At 39.1% G+C, this 18,593-nt stretch carries 14 protein-coding genes and 1 pseudogene; 3 read left to right on the top strand and 12 right to left on the bottom strand.

The features are described 5' to 3' along the window. Positions 1 to 82 precede the first annotated feature (82 nt). On the top strand, positions 83 to 1,528 hold the full coding sequence (locus RG565_RS04800; protein WP_247936803.1) for a UDP-N-acetylmuramoyl-L-alanyl-D-glutamate--L-lysine ligase: 1,446 nt from the start codon (positions 83 to 85) through the stop codon (positions 1,526 to 1,528). Positions 1,529 to 1,641: 113 nt separating this feature from the next. On the opposite strand, the gene RG565_RS04795 is transcribed toward RG565_RS04800, so the two are convergent. The 8 genes from RG565_RS04795 to treP all read right to left on the bottom strand — a co-directional run bounded on the left by RG565_RS04795 (position 1,642) and on the right by treP (position 11,959). Beyond that, positions 1,642 to 2,400, bottom strand: a complete 759-nt coding sequence (locus tag RG565_RS04795) for a CPBP family intramembrane glutamic endopeptidase (RefSeq protein ID WP_151379954.1) — start codon at positions 2,398 to 2,400, stop codon at positions 1,642 to 1,644. Positions 2,401 to 2,501: 101 nt separating this feature from the next. Continuing rightward, on the bottom strand, positions 2,502 to 3,173 hold the full coding sequence (locus RG565_RS04790; RefSeq protein ID WP_247936802.1) for a DUF1803 domain-containing protein: 672 nt from the start codon (positions 3,171 to 3,173) through the stop codon (positions 2,502 to 2,504). Beyond that, positions 3,166 to 3,678 (bottom strand): YiiX/YebB-like N1pC/P60 family cysteine hydrolase, encoded by a 513-nt coding sequence (locus RG565_RS04785; RefSeq protein WP_247936801.1) that lies wholly within the window; start codon positions 3,676 to 3,678, stop codon positions 3,166 to 3,168. Before RG565_RS04785 ends, RG565_RS04790 begins: the two co-directional genes overlap by 8 nt. A gap of 49 nt (positions 3,679 to 3,727) precedes the next feature. Next, on the bottom strand, positions 3,728 to 4,663 hold the full coding sequence (locus tag RG565_RS04780; RefSeq protein WP_003025664.1) for a manganese-dependent inorganic pyrophosphatase: 936 nt from the start codon (positions 4,661 to 4,663) through the stop codon (positions 3,728 to 3,730). 140 nt (positions 4,664 to 4,803) lie between these two features. Then, a complete protein-coding gene (gene pflA, locus RG565_RS04775; RefSeq protein ID WP_003043316.1) occupies positions 4,804 to 5,601 on the bottom strand; it encodes a pyruvate formate-lyase-activating protein in 798 nt (265 codons plus the stop codon). Positions 5,602 to 5,769: 168 nt separating this feature from the next. Continuing rightward, positions 5,770 to 7,980: an endonuclease/exonuclease/phosphatase family protein gene (locus RG565_RS04770; protein WP_247936800.1), complete on the bottom strand. Its 2,211-nt coding sequence runs from the start codon at positions 7,978 to 7,980 to the stop codon at positions 5,770 to 5,772. A 128-nt stretch (positions 7,981 to 8,108) separates the two neighbouring features. Next, positions 8,109 to 9,740 (bottom strand): alpha,alpha-phosphotrehalase, encoded by a 1,632-nt coding sequence (gene treC / locus RG565_RS04765; RefSeq protein ID WP_247936799.1) that lies wholly within the window; start codon positions 9,738 to 9,740, stop codon positions 8,109 to 8,111. Positions 9,741 to 9,946: 206 nt separating this feature from the next. Next, positions 9,947 to 11,959 (bottom strand): PTS system trehalose-specific EIIBC component, encoded by a 2,013-nt coding sequence (gene treP / locus RG565_RS04760; RefSeq protein ID WP_247936798.1) that lies wholly within the window; start codon positions 11,957 to 11,959, stop codon positions 9,947 to 9,949. 179 nt (positions 11,960 to 12,138) lie between these two features. Between treP and treR the strand changes: the two genes are divergently transcribed. After that, complete coding sequence (treR, locus tag RG565_RS04755; RefSeq protein WP_025271928.1) at positions 12,139 to 12,849, top strand: trehalose operon repressor; 711 nt, start codon at positions 12,139 to 12,141, stop codon at positions 12,847 to 12,849. Positions 12,850 to 13,001: 152 nt separating this feature from the next. Here treR and RG565_RS04750 read toward each other — a convergent pair whose 3' ends face one another. The 4 genes and pseudogenes from RG565_RS04750 to RG565_RS04735 all read right to left on the bottom strand — a co-directional run bounded on the left by RG565_RS04750 (position 13,002) and on the right by RG565_RS04735 (position 18,014). Further along, the gene (locus RG565_RS04750; protein WP_049507515.1) at positions 13,002 to 14,342 is read right to left on the bottom strand and encodes a hemolysin family protein; all 1,341 of its coding nucleotides are present in this window, start codon (positions 14,340 to 14,342) and stop codon (positions 13,002 to 13,004) included. Positions 14,343 to 14,458: 116 nt separating this feature from the next. Beyond that, the gene (locus RG565_RS04745) at positions 14,459 to 16,105 is read right to left on the bottom strand and encodes a phosphoenolpyruvate carboxykinase (ATP) (protein ID WP_247936797.1); all 1,647 of its coding nucleotides are present in this window, start codon (positions 16,103 to 16,105) and stop codon (positions 14,459 to 14,461) included. Positions 16,106 to 16,326: 221 nt separating this feature from the next. Further along, the gene (locus tag RG565_RS04740) at positions 16,327 to 17,451 is read right to left on the bottom strand and encodes an AI-2E family transporter (protein WP_106384591.1); all 1,125 of its coding nucleotides are present in this window, start codon (positions 17,449 to 17,451) and stop codon (positions 16,327 to 16,329) included. A gap of 124 nt (positions 17,452 to 17,575) precedes the next feature. Next, a pseudogene (locus tag RG565_RS04735) lies at positions 17,576 to 18,014 on the bottom strand (GNAT family N-acetyltransferase). Positions 18,015 to 18,077: 63 nt separating this feature from the next. On the opposite strand from RG565_RS04735, the gene RG565_RS04730 reads away from it, so the two are divergent. Continuing rightward, positions 18,078 to 18,491: a MarR family winged helix-turn-helix transcriptional regulator gene (locus RG565_RS04730; protein ID WP_174721002.1), complete on the top strand. Its 414-nt coding sequence runs from the start codon at positions 18,078 to 18,080 to the stop codon at positions 18,489 to 18,491. Positions 18,492 to 18,593: the final 102 nt, after the last annotated feature.

The raw sequence follows: 18,593 nt of genomic DNA, 5'->3' as shown, positions 1-18,593 counted from the left end.
TAACCTCTAAAAATAGTCTCATCTTATTATAAACTTTTCCTTTCCGCTTGTAAAACCTCGCCATTAAGTTTACAATAGAAGTATGATAACAATTGAAAACGCATTAAACATTTTAAAAAACGATCACAATTTCCGCGAGATTATCGACAAGGGACAATATTTTTATCATTATCGTAATCTTGTTTTTGAAAAAATCAGCTATGACAGTCGTGAAGTGGATGCTTCCACTCTTTTCTTTGTCAAGGGTGACAATTTTAAAAAAGAATTCTTGGAAAACGCAGTGACAGCAGGTCTACGGCTTTATATCAGTGAAATGGATTTTGAAGTGGGAATTCCTGCTCTCATAGTCAATGACGTAAAACAAGCCATGAGCCTTCTTGCCATGGAATTTTATGGCAATCCACAAGATAAACTCAAATTGCTCGCTTTTACAGGAACCAAAGGAAAGACCACTTCTGCTTATTTCGCCTATCATATCCTCCAGCAAAGTCATAAGCCAGCCCTCTTGTCTACTATGAACACGACGCTCGACGGAGAACATTTTTTCAAATCTGCTTTGACAACACCGGAAAGCTTGGATTTGTTCAAAATGATGGCGACAGCTGTTGAAAATGGACGGACTCATCTCATCATGGAAGTTTCCAGTCAGGCTTATCTGAAAAAGCGGGTTTATGGTTTGACCTTTGACGTTGGTGTTTTCCTTAATATCAGCCCTGATCATATCGGACCAATTGAACATCCGACATTTGAAGATTATTTTTATCATAAGCGACTCCTCATGGAAAATAGCCGAGCTGTTGTCGTTAATAGCGAAATGGACCATTTTGAAGTTTTGGCTGAGCAAGTTGCTTCCATGGAGCATGATTTCTACGGACAGCATTCAGACAATCAAATTCATCATTCGCAAGCCTTTTCTTTTGAAACAAGCGGAATCCTCACAGAAAAATTTGACATTCAGCTAATCGGACGTTTTAACCAAGAAAATGCACTTGCTGCTAGCCTTGCCTGTCTACGCTTAGGTGCCACTATTTCTGATATAAAAAAAGGCATTGCTGCTACGCGTGTCCCTGGACGTATGGAAGTGCTGACTCAAAAAAATGGTGCCAAAGTGTTTGTGGACTACGCACACAATGGTGTCAGTCTCGCTAATCTCCTATCGGTCGTTCAAGAACATCAAAAAGGTAAGATTATTTTGGTGCTCGGTGCAACTGGAAATAAAGGAGAAAGCCGTCGCAAAGATTTTGGTCTACTAATCAATCAACATCCAGAATTGACCGTTATCCTGACAGCAGATGATCCAAATTACGAAGATCCAATTGCCATCGCAAAAGAAATTGCTTCTTACATATCCTTTGATGTTGATATGATTGCTGACCGCAAAGAAGCCATTAAAACAGCCCTTAGCTTAACTAACAGAGAAGGCGATGCTGTCATTTTAGCTGGTAAAGGCGCAGATTGTTACCAAATTATCAACGGAGAAAAAGCAGACTATCTAGGTGATTATGCCATCGCTGAAAAATATTTATAGAAAACAATAAAGGTCGAAACAAACGTTTTCGACCTTTAATTATTTAAGAAAATTTATACTAGCAAGGAGAGATGAGCACAATTCTTCAGAAATCAAAATCTTGCTTTATGACTTTACTTTCTCCAACTAATCAAAACATACATCAGACTTGACCCAAACATATCTGCAAGTGCATGCACGAGGAAGAATGGTAAGAGGTTTTTAACCTTATATTTGTAAAGAAAATAATAGAGAATTCCAAAGCCAACACCAATTGTCAGTGCCCAGAGCATTCCTTGATAGGTATGGAAAGAAACGCGAATAATCGTCGAATAAAGAAGAACCCACCACTTATATTTATCTTTTACTGAGGTCAATAAACCTAAAAAGAAAAATTCTTCATAGAAGCCATTGAGCAAAGCATAGAGAATAGCCATAGGTGTCAAATCAATAAATTTGCGGAAAATTTCCGTCAGATCAATATATTTCCACAATTGCGGATCAAAATAATTGTATTCTCCGCTAAGGGTCGTCACTGTATCCGCGAGAATCCCCATAACCGCAAAGATAAATGGAACCCAAAAGAGTACAGACCACGATAAACGAATTGGCAACTGCTTAAAGTCAAAACGGCGAAGTATTAAATAGGCTATCGTCAAAGCTAACATGAGAAGCTGCAATTCTAAATTACTGGAATAAGCTGCTCCGTCACTTGCTATTTTACTAGCTGTATCTGTTACTGCTGCCGTAGTGGACGGTGACAAGCTCGCAAGATAAAGTTCTGTTGAACGATAAATAAATTGTCCAAACAACAGAGCTGTCACAATGACAATATCAAACCATTTCAAATACTTCAACGGCTGAGACGGACGAATTTTTGCTAAAAGATTCACGATACATTCCTTTCATGAAATGATTTAGTGACTACCAATTCTTGCTAAACTTAAACCTTATACTTATAAATCTATCAAATAAACCTTAAAATTTTATTATTCTAAGGTTTATCTAATGCTTTCTTTACACGAAAGGTCAATGTTTCCTTATCAAAATCCAATTTTAATTCATATTTCCCAGTCTCGTTAGGCGCAATATAACCTAAAATCACTAGAGCATCTACAAAAATATCACGCCGTTTCTGCATCAGCTCAGTTTTGCGACCATATTTTAAGAGGAAGGTCGTCATATATTTTAAAGCATACTCAGGATTCACATCTCCTACCAAATCATAGAGTTTTCGTTGCTGATTGGTCAATGGATATTGTTGTTTCAACCTATAAAAATAATTGGAAAGCGTCAACTGCTCTCTGAGAAAATCCGTTTTTTCTACTAAAATAGCTTGGTTTGTTTGATTGGTTAAATGCGTCTCAAAACGCATATTCAGCAATTCTTGATAAAGAGGACTGTCATCTCGCACAAAGACTTCCTGATCCAAAGACAAAGCCGTCACATTTTCCAACAGAGGAACGCTTTGATGATAGCGTTTATTTTCCCGAAGCACATAGCCTGCCTTGATATAATCCTCTATAGAGCGATCAATATTGGGAAAATTTGCAAACTCACGCTTTATCTCTCGCAAAGTAACATCGTCATGTTGATCTAAGTAATTTATCAATTCATGAAAAAAGGGCTGATGTGTCAAACGACTGGGATTGATTACTTTAATCATCTAATCTTCCTTTGTAAACTAATTTTTCGGATTGAGCCAATTGGCTAGGATTGGTTCCCGGCTGATGAAGAGGAACAGCTAGCCCCAATTCCTTGTAATACTGCTGCCAAAAAGGAGCAACTTCCTCATCTTCATCACCGAACTGCATAGCAATGGTTTCAAAAATGGGGAGGACTTCCGCAATATATTCAGAACAGTAAAAACCTGTCGTATTTGGATAAAAGCTATTATTATAAGGCTTGTAAAGATGCTGCTCCGCTCTTTCCCAGACAGCTTTCGCATCTATGTCAGGAAAAGCATAAACAGTATAGGATTCATCAACCTGTAAAAACTCTTCTATCGGCTGCTTTATGACCCCTTGCTCACTTGTCGCATGGTACATCCAGCCGTCAAAAAAGATTGCCACATGGTTATACCGCCCAGTTGATTGCTGAATAGCTTCTGCCATATCAGATTGACTAGACACAAAAAGCAAATCCCCGTTTTGTAAATCTTGAGTCTTCATAGAACTATTGTATCAAAAAAGGAGCCGAAACTCCCTTTTTGTTCTATTCTTAAGCATTAAAACTTTCTGTTAATTGCGGAACGACTTGTTTCTTACGAGAAACAGCTCCAGCAAGGAAAGCGTGGTTGTTTTCAAGAACAAAGTTGAAAGCTGCTTCTACCTTGTCCATATTGCGACCGATTGCCAGGATTTCCGAGTTTGAATTAACAATGTCAGTAATCATTAAAACAAAGTCAGAATAACCATTGGCTGCGTTTGTTTTTTCAATAGCTGCTTCCAGTTCTGCTTGGCGTTCTAAAACTTCTGCAATATCAACTGTGTTGACCTGTGCCACACGAACTTGATTTCCGTTTAATTCAAATGTTTTAGCATCAATATCAATCAATTCTTCGGCAGATTTGCTTGCTAAGTTCGTTCCAGCTTTAAGCATAGCCAAACCGTATTTTTCCAAATCAACTCCTGCAAGCTCTGCCAACTCAGGTGCAATCACTTTATCACTCGGATGAGTGGTTGGTGATTTCAGAAGAAGCGTGTCTGAAATCAAACCTGAGAGCATCAAGCCTGCAAGTTCTTTTGGTACAGCTACACCAGATTCTTTAAACATACGATAAACGATAGAAGAAGCTGAACCAACAGGCTCCAAACGCATATAAAGTGGGCTGGCTGTTTCAAAATTCGCTACACGGTGATGATCCACAACGCCATACACTTCTACTTCTGCAATGTCAGAAATAGATTGTTGAAATTCATTATGGTCTGTTAAAATGACTTGCTCAACTCCTTCTGCTTTGGCAGATGTCACCACACGCGGTGCTTTTACACCAAAAGTATCCAAGACAAACGCTGTTTCTTCATTTGGAGTCCCAAGAGCCACTGCTTCTGTATCCAAGCCATAAGCTTCACGCGCAAGATAAGCAAAGGCCACAGCTGAGCCAATCGCATCTGAATCTGGATTTTGATGACCGAAAACTAAAATTTTAGACATAATCGTACCTCGTAAACTTTTTATATACTTTATTTTAGCACAATTTTAAGATTTTCACAAAGAGAGGAATAGAAAAGCACTTAATCGTCAGTTTTTCTGGCTAACTCCTTGAGTGCTTATTAACATTTCACTTTTTTGTATCAACTATTGTGTACGCGGTTCATGTACTCGGTATAGGATTCTGTTTTCATAAGCTCTTTGGCATTTTTTACTCGGTCAGCAGTTGGTGGTTTTATGCCTTCTAATGGATAAGGAATACCCAATTCACGCCATTTGAATTCTCCCATTGTATGATACGGCAGCACTTCAAATTTATCAACTGTTTTTAAGGTTTTGACAAACTCACCTAACTCTTTTAAGTCGTCATCACGGTCTGTCAAAGTCGGAACCAAAACATGACGAATCCACATTGGAACACCTTTATCAGATAGATATTTTGCACATTCCAAAATATTTTTATTGGTATGTCCTGTTACAAATTTATGCTGGGCATCGTTGATTTCTTTAATATCCAGCAACACTAAATCAGTCACTTCAAGCAGGCGATCAAAAACTTTGAGATACTCTGGCGTATTGCGGAAAGGCATCGCACAAGTATCTAAAGTACAATGAATCCCCAGCTCTTTAGCCTTGGTAAAGAGAGCCGTCACAAAATTAATCTGCAAGAGGGCTTCACCACCACTTACTGTAATCCCACCTTTTTTACCCCAAAAACCACGATAACGAAGCGCTTCTTGCAAGACGTCTTCCACCGTTCGCTCTCTTGAATTATTTGTTTCCATTGCCCATGTATCTGGATTGTGACAATATTGACAACGCATCTTACAACCTTGTAAAAAGACAATGAAACGGATACCAGGCCCGTCAACAGCTCCAAAGCTTTCAGTTGAATGGACCATACCTGTTACTTTTCCATAATCAATGACTTCTTTTTCCATCGTCTTATCCTCTTGAAAACGTTTTATACTATTATTATAACACTTCTTTTCTAGATAGAGGCACAATTTGTCTATTTTTTAGAAAATAATCTGTTTTTCAGTTTCATTTTCAATATTTTTCAAAAAACGAGAGAAGTCTAAAACTCTCTCGTTTATCATCTATTCCTTTTAATCCACCACTTTCTTTCGCCAAAGGAGGGTTGCGTTTAAGATGACACTCCCTACAACAGCGACTTCAGCGCCTGTTGTTCCCGTAGATGGTAAAATCCTCTTTTTAGTTAGTTTATCATCTTTATTTGGTGGCATTGTGGTGTCACCAGAAGGTTTTGGTTCAGTTGGTTGTGTCAGTGTTGTATTACCTTTCTTCTGACTAAAATCAAGCTGTGCAATAACGGGATCGTGATCTGACGCCCGACCGTGTTCTTCCATAAAGGAAGCATTGATATGAACTGGTGAGAATACTGTTTTATCCGCAATATTTTTTGAAACAAAGATATTGTCTAAACTTTGATTGCTGCCACGGTAGAAGTAAGAATACCGATCAGCTGCATCATGATTGAGCATCATATTTACCAATTCATTACCAGCAACTGCTTTTGCTGTCTCTGAAAATTCAAAATCATTGAAGTCACCAGTCAAAACAAATTTAAAATTAGGATTTTGTTTCAACCCTTCTTTGACAAAGGCATTCAACAACTTAGCTTGCTCAATCCGCTGCGCTAATGTATTTTGCACTGCAGGCTGTTTTGAACCATAGACCGCATCGTCCCCGAGCTTGGATTTCAAATGATTGGCGATCACGACAATCCGTTCGCCTTTAAATTCAAACTCTGCTGCTAAAGATTTTCTAACTTTTTCAAAGACTGGATTAGCTGGGTCTATTCTGGCAGGATTTTTCACCAAATGACCGTCCTTGAAAGCAGCCGTTTCTGTGCTACTTCCTGCTTCACGTTCTACTAGCTTCACTCGTTGAGGATTGTACAAGAAAGCTACACGAATATTGGAGCCAGGTTTTCCTCCGTCTGCACCGTCAATAGGAGCTACTTCGACATACTTATACTCTTTGCCGCCTAATTGTTTAATCTTAGCAGCTAACTTTTCCCCGCTTTTAACACCACTTACTGTGCCGTCATTGACACTTCCGTTATTATCTTGAACTTCTATGAGTGTGATAATATCTGGACTATGGATTTCATTGATAAAGGATTTGGCAATTTTCTCCACTTTTGCATCAGGTGTTTCGCCCACTGCATTGTTCGCCGAGAAGTTTTCGATATTGTAAGAAGCAATCGTCAATTTATCTTCACTTGGGTAAAGTTTAGAAACCTCTCTTTGCAAGCCACCATCTTGCAATGCTGGCAATTGGGTTGTCTCCAACTTAAAGACTTTACTGCGATAACTCACGACTCCAACAACATCTTCATTAAAGTAATCTTTGGCTTTGGCAACAAACTTATTTCCTACATAAACTGGAATGGTTGCCGTATTTTGTACATTCGGACGTAAATTGACGCCACCGATATTATTTAACGGTAATTCTTGATAACCAGCAGGCAACAGGTAGATATCCCCGCGATATTGTGGTCCAAGCACATGAGGTTTTTTAACTGTTGTCAACATGCCTTCAAGACTTTCCCAATAGTCCAAAGCATCATGCTCTGGATCATAGACAGTCGGAGTATTGTCTACGACATCTTTTGGCATACGCTCTGAAATATTGACAGGAGCTGGCAATGCCGCTGTTCCGTCTTTTGTTACCTTTGAAGCTATCAATTGCGTGACAGTCAAGCTACCAGCCGGCTTTTGAAATTGTTGTCCCGGACGGACGCTGAGCGACTCCATGTAACCTTCTTTAACTTCACCTTCAATCGTCAATCGGTCTCCAACAGCTACTTTTTCCTTTGAAACTACATAGATAGCATCTGAAGTCTTTGTGTTCCCGTCAGCTTTGATGTCTTGTGCATAAAAGCCATATTGATCCGTTTTAGTGACGACTATATTTGACACACGCACCTTTTTCCCATTATAAGGCGATTCATGTGCTTCGCCTTGAATTTGACCAATATTGGCTACCTCGGTAAATTCCGAAGCAGAGGCTCTTGCTTCACTGCTTGAAGCTTCTGTCTTAGGTGTTGCTTCGCTTGTGCTACTTGGCTCATTCGTACTACTCGTACTGCTTGCTGAACTTTCAGAAGTTGTTTCTGATGATTGCGACTGAGTTGTCGAAGCAACAGAACTAGAACCTGAAGTCGTTGTTACAGAAGTTTCTGAACTTGAAGAGCTCGCCTCATTTGCCTGAACAACAGGACTTAGAACGCTACTAGCTAACAAAATAGCTGCCGCAAACAATACAGGCAATTGTTTTGAAGTTTTTTTCATATATTCTCCTTTACATCATAATTTGGAAATCAAATTTCCTTGAGATGTATTTCTACCGTAATTATTATAAATAAAACAGAAGGATAATGCAAACGCTTTCTCTTCGATTTTAGGATTTATTGCTACATTTAGTGTTTATTTACAATAATTGCCAAACTTTCATAAGGTCTTAAGGTTACAACTGCTGCTGTTTGAGCTTCTTCATAATTAGAAAGGAGCACTTCGCCATTTTGATACTCTGGTAAAATATCTATCGTAATCGGATCTGGATAGAAGTTATTGAGTACCAGAAGTTTTTCGGCCCCCAATTGACGCTCGAAAGCATAAACTTGCTGACTGTCTTCATAAACTGGTCGATAGCTGCCTTCAGCAATGATAGGAAGCTCCTTGCGAAGAGCAATCAGTTTTTGATAGAAAGTGAAAATCGGGCCCTGCATCTCATTTTCAACATTGATTTCAGGATAAGATTTCCCAGCTTTGAGCCAAGGGATGCCTGTCGTAAAGCCAGCATTCGCTGAATTATCCCACTGCATAGGAGTGCGAGAATTATCGCGAGATTTGGCCTGAATAATTGCAAAAGCTTCTTCTGGTGTTTTGCCTTGCTCCAGCAGCATCTGATAGGCATTGATAGACTCCACATCCACATAATCTGCCATAGAGTCATAGTCTGGATCCACCATGCCGATTTCTTCTCCCATATAAATATACGGCGTGCCGCGAGATAGATGAATGCTGGCCGCAAGCATGGTTGCTCCTTCATTGCGGAAATGCTGAACATCAACAAAACGATTTAAGGCACGTGGCTGGTCGTGGTTGTTCCAAAATAGAGCACTCCAGCCATCATGGTCACTCATTTCCTTGCCCCACGTATGGAAAAGACGCTTGAGTTCCTCGAAATCAAATTTTTTCAAGCTCCATTTTTGACCATTTTCATAATCCACCTTCAAATGATGGAAATTGAAAGCCATAGACAATTCGTGACGTGCCGGATCTGTATAGAGAATGCAGTTTTCAATAGTAGTCGCACTCATTTCTCCGACAGTTATAAATGAGTCAGCCTGTCCGAAAGTCGCTTCATTCAGCATGTGCAGGTAGTCATGTACAATGGGCTTATCCGTATAGGCAGGCTTACCATCATTTTTCGGACAGTTTTCCAACACCTCATCTTTTCCAATCAGATTGATGACATCAAAGCGAAAACCTTTGACACCCTTGTCCCGCCAAAAATTGACAACTTTGAAAAGTTCTTCGCGGACATAAGGATTGCGCCAGTTGAGATCAGCCTGCGTCACATCAAAGAGGTGCAGGTAATACTTGCCCGTTGTTCCAAAAGGCGCCCAGGCGCTGCCGCCAAACTTAGACAGCCAGTCTGTCGGCTCATCACGCAGAAAGAAAAAATCTTGGTAGTACGGATCGCCAGCTAAAGCTTTTTGAAACCATTCATGCTCGGTCGAGCAATGATTTAAGACCATATCCAGCATGAAGTCAATGCCGTATTCTTTCCCAACTTGGACCATCTCTTCAAAGTCAGACATCGTCCCAAAAAGAGGGTTGACAGCCGTATAATCTGAAATATCATAACCATTATCACGCTGCGGGCTGGGATAGAAAGGATTGAGCCAGACCATATCCACTCCTAATTCTTTGAGGTAAGGAATTTTCTCAATAACGCCTTGAAAATCTCCTAGCCCATTGCCAGTCGTGTCTTTAAATGATTTTGGATAAATTTGATAGACGACTTTTGTCTTATCTAATGCCATTTGTCTTCCTTTTCTATTTTCTAAAAGAAAGAGGCGGGGCTTGCGCTCCTCCCCTTTATCGTTACTTTTATTCTTTGTACGAGCCTTTTTGCCTCTCGTTAAGAGATTGCTGCTTGGATTTCCAGTAGTGAGGCAAATGGATTACTGAGATAAATTTGTCCATTCGTTAGATAAAATCCTGCTCACCATAGATCGTATCAAACATTTTACCCGATTCGAGTAGCTGTCATCAGCTTATCTCCACGTTCGACAGTCCGCGGTAATGTTCTCTGTTCATCAGCCTGAAATTGCTCTTGATTTGTGATAATCACAGGTGTTTCAGTCACTAAGCCAGCTTCCTGAATAGCTGCTATATCAAAACTAACCAGTTTCTGACCTACGCTCACTCTGTCTCCTTGAGCCACATGAGCTTCAAAACCTTTGCCGTCGAGATTAACTGTGTCCATACCGATATGCATGAGTAATTCGACACCTTCATCTGACACGATTCCAACAGCATGATTGGTTGGGAAAAGCACTGATACCGTCCCGTTCACAGGGGCCACCAGTTCTCCCTCACTTGGAAGGATGACAACTCCTTGTCCCATCACGCCTTGAGCAAAGACAGGGTCGGTTGCTTGGCTTAATTCTTTGACTTCCCCAGCCAGTGGGCTAGCAATTTCTGCAAAATCTACTTTTGGAGCGGCTTCTTTTGCTTCGTCAATGGCTTCAATTTGCGGTGATTTGACACTTTCATCTTCTGTCTTTGTAAACATGCCTGTCTTGCGGAAGAAGAAAGTCAAAATCATCGGTACTGCAATAGCTACTAACATAATAAGGAAGAATGGAAGCATGTATTTAGCTTGGATAGATAAGATACCTGGAATTCCACCGATTCCGATAGCATTGGCTGTTACGTTAAAGGTTACGGATAAGAGACCTGCGATAGAAGAACCAATCATCCCTGCCACAAATGGGTAGACGTACTTCACGTTGACCCCGAAAAGGGCTGGTTCTGTAACACCTAGATAAGCAGAAATCGTTGCTGGCAGAGAAATCTGTGCTTCACGTTCATTATGACGGTTCATCAGATAGTAAGCAAATACAGCTGAACCTTGAGCGATATTGGACAAGGCAATCATTGGCCATAGCGCCGTACCGCCTGTATCTGCAACCAGCTGTGTATCAATGGCATTGGTCATGTGGTGCAGACCAGTGATAACAAACGGAGCATAGAGGGCACCAAATATCGCACCAAAGAGCCATTTAACAGGACCAGTCAGACCAGCAAGCACCGCTGTTGACAGCCATTGTCCAAGTGTCCAACCAATTGGACCAAGGACTGTATGCGCTAGAATCAAAGCTGGAATCAAGGATAAGAATGGCACAAAAATCATGGACACAACTTCTGGAATGCGTTTGCGCCAGAAGATTTCAAGATAAGATAGCGACAATCCTGCAAGCAGAGCTGGAATAACTTGTGCTTGGTATCCAATTTTTCTAACTGTGAAGAAACCAAAATCCCATACCCAGTTTTTAGCAATTTCTGAAGCTGGCGTACCAGCTACTGCATAAGCGTTAAGTAACTGAGGAGACACCAGACAGATTCCCAAAACGATACCGAGGATTTGGCTGGTTCCCATTTTACGAGAAACAGACCAGACAATACCAACTGGCAAGAAGTGGAAAATCGCTTCACCCGGCAGCCACAAGAATGAGTTTACTCCGCTCCAGAACTGTGATACATCCACAATCGTATTGTAAATCGGAGTACCGTCTTTAGCAAACTGAGCAACACCGTCAACCATTTTTTGACCGAGTGCCTGAATCTGTACACCTTCCAGAATATTGCGGAAACCGAGAATCAGCCCCCCAACGATAATGGCTGGAATAATTGGAGTGAAAATTTCTGCCAGCATTGTCATGACACGTTGTACTGGATTCTGATTGCTTTTGGCAGCAGCTTTGGCTGCTTCTTTTGATACTCCTTCAATCCCTGAAACAGCTGTAAAATCATTGTAGAAAATCGGCACATCATTTCCGATAATGACTTGAAACTGCCCTGCATTTGTAAAAGTTCCCTTTACAGCTGGAATGGCTTCAATTGCTTGTACGTCTGCCTTCTTTTCATCTGCCAATACAAAGCGCATCCGAGTTGCACAATGGCTGACAGCTGAGACATTTTCCTTGCCGCCGATAGCCTCTAATAGGGTCTTGGCGTCTTTTTCAAATTTTCCCATTTTCTGTTTGGCTAGGCTTAACCTAACACTCTCCTTCTTTTTTTCATCATTGTACAATTGATTGATACATTTATTGTAAACGATACCAAAGATGTCTGCAAGATGTTTGTAGTAAAAAAAGCTCTTTTTTGGTAAAATTTATTTAGTTGTATGCTAAAAAGAAAACAAGTGAGGATATCATGAAAAAATATGAACAAATTTTTAAACTCTTAGAACAAGATATTCTAAACGAGAAATATCAGATGAATGATTATCTTCCTAGCGAACACGAACTTGTCCAAGCCTACAAGGTCAGCCGTGACACGATTCGTAAATCGCTTGATTTGCTTCAAAAAGCTGGTCTCATTCAAAAAATGAGAGGTCAAGGCTCTAAAGTCATCCAACAAGAACAGATTGACTTTCCCGTTTCCAACCTAACTAGTTACCAAGAACTTGTCCGGCAACATGGAATGAATTCTAAAACCAATGTCATACAGTTAGAAAAAATTACAGTTGATAAAAAATTATCCAGTCTTACTGGTTTTCCTGAATACCGTCTGGTGTGGCGGATTATTCGCCAAAGGGTCGTTGACGGGATTGCCTCCGTCTTGGATATTGATTACCTTGATAAGAGTTTTGTCCCTTCTATTAGCCGTGAAATTGCAGAGCATTCAATTTATGCTTATTTAGAAGATGAACTGGGACTGCACATTTCTTACGCCCAAAAAGAAATCACAATTGATCCAGCCACCAATCGCGATAAAATATTGATGAACATTGGAAATGACCACCATGTCGTCTCTGTCAAATCCAAAGTTTATCTTGCAGACGGACAGCAATTTCAGTTTACAGATAGTCGTCATAAACTCGAAAAATTCCGTTTCGTTGACTTTTCCAAACGGCAAAAATGATAATGAACCTTCACAAAATTCACTCTTCAATATTAAAAATAAAGGAAGAATGTCGTTGTCATCAATCTGCTTCCTTTATTTTTAATGTCATTCACATATTTATAAAAAGTAAAGTAAACTTATCAATTTTTGAAAAACGAAAGAAGCTGAGACTATTTCTCAACTTCTTCCTCTTCTTCTACTATTTCAGAAACTTCTACTTTGAGCTTTGTCACACGTCCATTTTTTACCTTATCATTGGTTAAAATGAGCTTTTTGCCCTGACTTTCCACTTCATAACTCAAACGCTCTTTCACGTCGGGTATCGAACCTACGCCCGTCAAATAATAACCCGCAATGGTATCAACGTCATCACTTTCCAGTTCAACTTCAAAATACTCGTTAAAGTCATTCAAACTCATGGTTCCAAGGACGAAATAAATATGGTCAGAAACCTGATACACCTCTACTTCAGCCTTATCTGTTTCATCATCTATCTCACCGACAATTTCTTCCAGTAGGTCTTCCAACGTTACCAGACCAGACATACCACCATATTCATCTAACAATATCGCCATTTGATTTTGCGTATTCCGCAACTCTGTCAGCAAATCATCCACGAAAATCGTTTCTGGCACAAAGAGCGGTTCCTGCAAAATTTTTCGTAGTACAATATTATCAAAACCATTAGTAAACGCCTCATTTAACAGACGTTTGGTGTGAATAAGTCCAATAACATTATCCTTGTCATCATCATAGACTGGGATTCGTGAGAAATTCTGCCTCAAAATACTTTCGATAATTTCCTTGGTATCATCATTGATGTCCACCATAAACGCATCGGTACGCGGCACCATTACCTCACGCGCCACCATCTCATCTAGTGAAAAAATCCCCTGCAGCATTTCAATTTCATCTGCATCCAATGTTTCTTCACTATTGGTCAGCATATACTCAATCTCATCACGTGTCATTTTCTCATCTGCATCATCAAAAGTCATGGGAGTGATTCGACTGAGCAGATTGGTAGAGGCTGATAAAAGCCAAACAAAGGGACTGACAATTTTTCCCAAAAAGATGATAACTGGCGCTGTACGAACCGCTAGGGAATCTTTGAGGTTCAGAGCGATTCTCTTTGGATACAATTCACCAAAAACAATCGAAATATAAGTCAAAATAGCAACAGATAAGAAGCTTGCAATAGCTCTTGCGGTCTCAGAATTTCCCATCCAAGAAGCAATTTCCCGACCGAGTGTATTAGCCAAACTAGCTCCTGACAAAATTGTAATCAAAGTAATTCCAACTTGAATGGTGGATAAAAAGTGATTAGGTTTTTCCAAGACTTTTAACAAACGAATGTATTTTGCATCGCCTTCTTCAGCTTTTTGCTCTACACGAGCGCGATTTAAAGATACCATCGCCATCTCTGCTGCTGAAAAAAAGGCATTTAAAAGTGTTAAGACTAGTAATAGTAAAGCTTGCAGTAACAAGGTCTGACTGCTAGGGTCTTCCATGAATGTTCTCTCCTCATATATAAGTAATCTTAATTATAGCATACTTTTTGACTTCTTGCACAGGGAGTGTTAAAAAGAAAGTTTGAAGGAAGATTGCAAAGAAGAAAATCGATTGTTTAGGCTTCTAAATTTTGCAGAACTGTTTCCAAGCGTGAAATTGCATCAACAGGAAGTGCCGTTTTAGGGTATTTTTGATTAAAGGCAAGCAAGAAGTTCAGCCGTACTTGCATTCTTTCTCTAAGTAATTGTTTGTAGCGAGCATCAAAATTCGGAATCGGATACCCTTCACATTCCATGTATTCAAAACCCTCCAATGGCCCAAATGGTTTAAATTCTGCTTCTTCATCAACAATTTTTTCAATAATATTCAAGCTAACTTCTTTTGAAATTCCCTTGCCCATATAAAATCCAGTATTGATGATATAGCAGTCGACACCAGATTCAAAGAGACTACGGAATTTCCGATAATCTTCTACCAAGGGATACACTCTAAATGGATTAGCATAAGGTTCAATCACCAAATCATCATGCTTGCCAATCACATTTTCAGCATTGGAACGCTTGGTCATCAAAGTACAGCCCATCGTAGAAGCCATCAGCGAATCGTTAATTTTAACCAAGGGTGGAAGAGAATCATCTTTCATAATCCAGAAAATGGCTTGGATAGGTTCATCAATTCGATCGACCCGATTTGGTGTTGCAAAGCGAGACTTGACTGTCCGACCATTTCCATTTCGAATGTCCTCTGTCACTAATTTTTTTAATCCATTGTCATCCAGTGTCACACCACAATTCTGAACTGTTACAAAAAAGTCCTGCTCCCTATGCCCAATGGGATAGTCATTTGTTTTATCAAAATAGGACGGTTCCAAAGCAATGGAAGACCCATCTTTGACAGAAATAATAAAGGCATCATCATGCAAAACCTTAATATCATATTTTCCATTATGTTTTGCATGTGTCAGCGTGGATTTTCCTGAGCCAGATAAACCAAAGAAAGAAGCTACATAATCTTGTTTATCCGCTTCTTGTTTAAAAATTTTCAAGCCGCCATGACACGCCACATAACCATTTCTGGCAGCTGTTGCCCAAGCTAAGGTTAAGGTTGCTTTTTTTAACTCACCAAAGTAATTTAAGCCCAAAATAATGACACAATTGTGCTGAGTATCAAAATAAACCAACCCTTCAGGATAATCTGGATGCTTCCATTTGGGGTCAAAAAAGACAAATATATCATTTTCATCGTACTTTTTAGAAACTCTCAAACGATTTTTAAACTCTTCATCCAAAATTTGGAAATTTAAAAGCCACGAATACAGGTTGTTAATTTCATCCTCAGGAACCATAAGATGAGCACAAGCCATGAAGGCTTCATCAAGTCCTACAACTGCATCTGCCTTATAAAATTTTCGATGATGAGCCTGATAAATTGCACTGCGTACTATCGAAAGCAACTTCTCATCTTCCTCACTGTCCCTACCAAAAATCCGTCGAGCTTTAGCCGTTCGACCAACGACTGCTCCAGAATTCGTTAATAAAACGCGGGCATAAGAAGGCAAGCCCAATTCCTTTGTATGAATGACAGGCATATCTAAGACAACTGTCCCAGCAGCTGCGGAAGCCAATTGATAAGCTTCTTCCACTGTTTTTATTGCAACAACTTGATTTTCATAAAAAGCTGTTTCAATTATTGCCTTCAAAGGAGAGAAATAAGAAGAATTTTTTCTTATTTCCTGCGGAGAATATTTACGACGTGTTACCATAAGTGTACCTCCTCTATCTTATTAGTTCTATTTTAGCATAAAAATACACTTATGGTTTTAATAAAACGTATTAGAAAAAAAGGAGTGGAATTCCAAACTAAATTTTTGTTGCATTTAGTTTGCTTCCACTTCCCTATATTCATCATTCTAAAACATTAAGACATAGTCCTTCTGAATGTCTATTCATCTTTCAGACTTTGAAATTATTCAGCGTCCTGCTCTTATTTATTAATAATTCCGTACTCCTCATTTTTCTTTTGCTCCTGTGCAGCTCGATGATTATCATATAAATTCGCTAGGAATTTTGCAATTTCTTTCAAAATAGAATAAATCGGAATCGCTACAATCATCCCAACAATCCCATAAATATTACTTGACAAAAGCAAGAGAACCATAATGGTAATTGGATGCACCTTCATCACGCCACCTACAATCCGTGGATAGAGAATATTTCCGTCAATTTGCTGCACAATTAACATATATATAACTGCAATCACCATTTTTTTCGGATCAGCAATCAGATAAGTGATAACCATCGGAATCAACCCAATGCTTGGACCCACATAAGGAATAAGATTAGCAATCATAGAAAAAATAGCAAATATCAAAGCATATTTCAGACCAATAACACTATAGCCAATGAAAGCCAACGTTCCAATAATAAACGCATCAATCGAAATCCCACTAATATACCGAGCAATCGTTGCATTAAGATTGGTCAATAATTTCGTGATGTTGAGCTTATCCCGCTTCAAAACAGTTCTTTCCAACATGGGCAGTAATTTATCCCCGTCAATTAAGAAATAGACCAAAAAGATCGGCGTCATGATGAGAATCAAAAATGTATTCACTACTGCTGAAACGACACTCCCCAGACTATTGGTGACACTATTTAAAATATTTTGCAAAATATCCACATAAGACAAATTTAACTGCTTAATAATAGACTGGATATTCAGATTTTTAAAGAGAGAGTGCTGCGATAGCTGGTTAATCCAATTTTGCAATTCTCCATAAACATTTTGACTAGAAGAAATCAAACTTGTCAACTGCGTAATCAAAATAGGTAGCAGATAAATAATGCCCAGAGCAATAATCCCAAACAAGAGAACCAAGGTAATCAAAATTCCAAAAATCCTCTTAATTTTCAGCTCTTTCTCCAGGAATTTCACTAAAGGATTCGTCACATAGTACAAAAATCCCGCAATTAGAAAAGGAATTAAAACCGTATTTAAAACGCTCACAAAAGGGGAAATCAAGCCGTCCATTTGCCGCCAGATAAAAAAGATAATGGTTAGTAGTAAGACTTCTGTTGTCCAAAAAAATAACTTACTTTTATGAAACATACTGTTCCTCCTATCAGCTATTCTATCATATTTTCCACTAAAATAGAGTGCTTTTCTTAAAATGGCTTAAATTATTTTAGGAACAGACTCTTTCGTTTCCCACTATCAAAACTTATTTTTCCATTTATTTTAATTTGTAAACCATTTTCACATGTACTCGTGATTCTAAAATGAAGGGTTCACTAACAGCTTCAAATCCAAATTTCTCATACAAGCCCACCACCTGCTCTTGCGCCTCTACGTGAATCTCTTTTTCAGGCCATTTTTCAGCACAAGTCTCCATAATAGCTTGGACCAACTTACGACCAAGCCCTTGACCTCGAGTAGAAGCCGCTGTTACGACACGTCCAAAATGAATAGTAGTACCCGTTTCAAATACTCTCGCATAAGCGTCTACCTCGCCGGCTTCATTTTCATGAAAAATATGGATCGCTTCTAAATCGTGCTCGTCCAAATCATTATAAACACTATTTTGCTCTACGACAAATGTTTCCAAACGTAATTTCAAGCATTTATAAAATTCTAAGGTGGTTAATTCCTCAAATGCCTTTTTTATACCACATACTTGTTTTCCCTTCTTCTTTATTATATAATAATTGTAAATGCAACTATAAAAGGAGCCTTTTATGGATTATCGTCATCTCTTTCGTCAAATGGGCATAATTTCTCGCCAAGCCATGATGAATATGAATCATGAAGCCAGCCAATACAACCTAGATAATAATCTCTTTCTTATCCTTATCCGCATTGTTGAGCATGAAGGACTGAATCAATCTCAACTTTCTCATATGGTAAAAATTGATAAAACAACACTTAGTCGCTCCCTTAGAAAACTAGAGGACAAAGGATTTATCACAAAGAAAGTCAACTCTAAAAATAAGAAATTTAAAGAGCTTTTCCCTACGACGAAGGCTTTGCAAATCTACGACCGATTGATTGGATTTGAAACAATCTATATTCAGTCTGTTATGAAAAATCTGACATCTTCCGAGCTCTTTCAACTAGAAGCCATTCTCAATAAAATAGAAAATTCTCAATGAAATCAGTATAACATGCATTAGTTGCATTTGCAACTTTAAAATTGAAAAATGACGAGGCTGGGACAAAAGTCCTTAACCTCGTCAGATTTTTATGAGTTTCTT

The organism is Streptococcus sp. IsoGale021 (genome assembly GCF_031142795.1).
Taxonomy (GTDB): domain Bacteria; phylum Bacillota; class Bacilli; order Lactobacillales; family Streptococcaceae; genus Streptococcus; species Streptococcus hominis.
The sequence above is the reverse complement of the archived record's forward strand: the minus strand, read 5'-3'. Positions and strand labels throughout refer to the sequence as shown.

Bases quoted from the DNA above. Each gene is read 5' to 3' on its own strand.
- RG565_RS04800 (WP_247936803.1), top strand. From the start codon at position 83: ATGATAACAATTGAAAACGCATTAAACATTTTAAAAAACGATCACAAT.
- RG565_RS04790 (WP_247936802.1), bottom strand. From the start codon at position 3,173: ATGATTAAAGTAATCAATCCCAGTCGTTTGACACATCAGCCCTTTTTT.
- RG565_RS04785 (WP_247936801.1), bottom strand. From the start codon at position 3,678: ATGAAGACTCAAGATTTACAAAACGGGGATTTGCTTTTTGTGTCTAGT.
- RG565_RS04780 (WP_003025664.1), bottom strand. From the start codon at position 4,663: ATGTCTAAAATTTTAGTTTTCGGTCATCAAAATCCAGATTCAGATGCG.
- pflA (WP_003043316.1), bottom strand. From the start codon at position 5,601: ATGGAAAAAGAAGTCATTGATTATGGAAAAGTAACAGGTATGGTCCAT.
- RG565_RS04770 (WP_247936800.1), bottom strand. From the start codon at position 7,980: ATGAAAAAAACTTCAAAACAATTGCCTGTATTGTTTGCGGCAGCTATT.
- treC (WP_247936799.1), bottom strand. From the start codon at position 9,740: ATGGCATTAGATAAGACAAAAGTCGTCTATCAAATTTATCCAAAATCA.
- treP (WP_247936798.1), bottom strand. From the start codon at position 11,959: ATGGGAAAATTTGAAAAAGACGCCAAGACCCTATTAGAGGCTATCGGC.
- treR (WP_025271928.1), top strand. From the start codon at position 12,139: ATGAAAAAATATGAACAAATTTTTAAACTCTTAGAACAAGATATTCTA.
- RG565_RS04750 (WP_049507515.1), bottom strand. From the start codon at position 14,342: ATGGAAGACCCTAGCAGTCAGACCTTGTTACTGCAAGCTTTACTATTA.
- RG565_RS04745 (WP_247936797.1), bottom strand. From the start codon at position 16,105: ATGGTAACACGTCGTAAATATTCTCCGCAGGAAATAAGAAAAAATTCT.
- RG565_RS04740 (WP_106384591.1), bottom strand. From the start codon at position 17,451: ATGTTTCATAAAAGTAAGTTATTTTTTTGGACAACAGAAGTCTTACTA.
- RG565_RS04730 (WP_174721002.1), top strand. From the start codon at position 18,078: ATGGATTATCGTCATCTCTTTCGTCAAATGGGCATAATTTCTCGCCAA.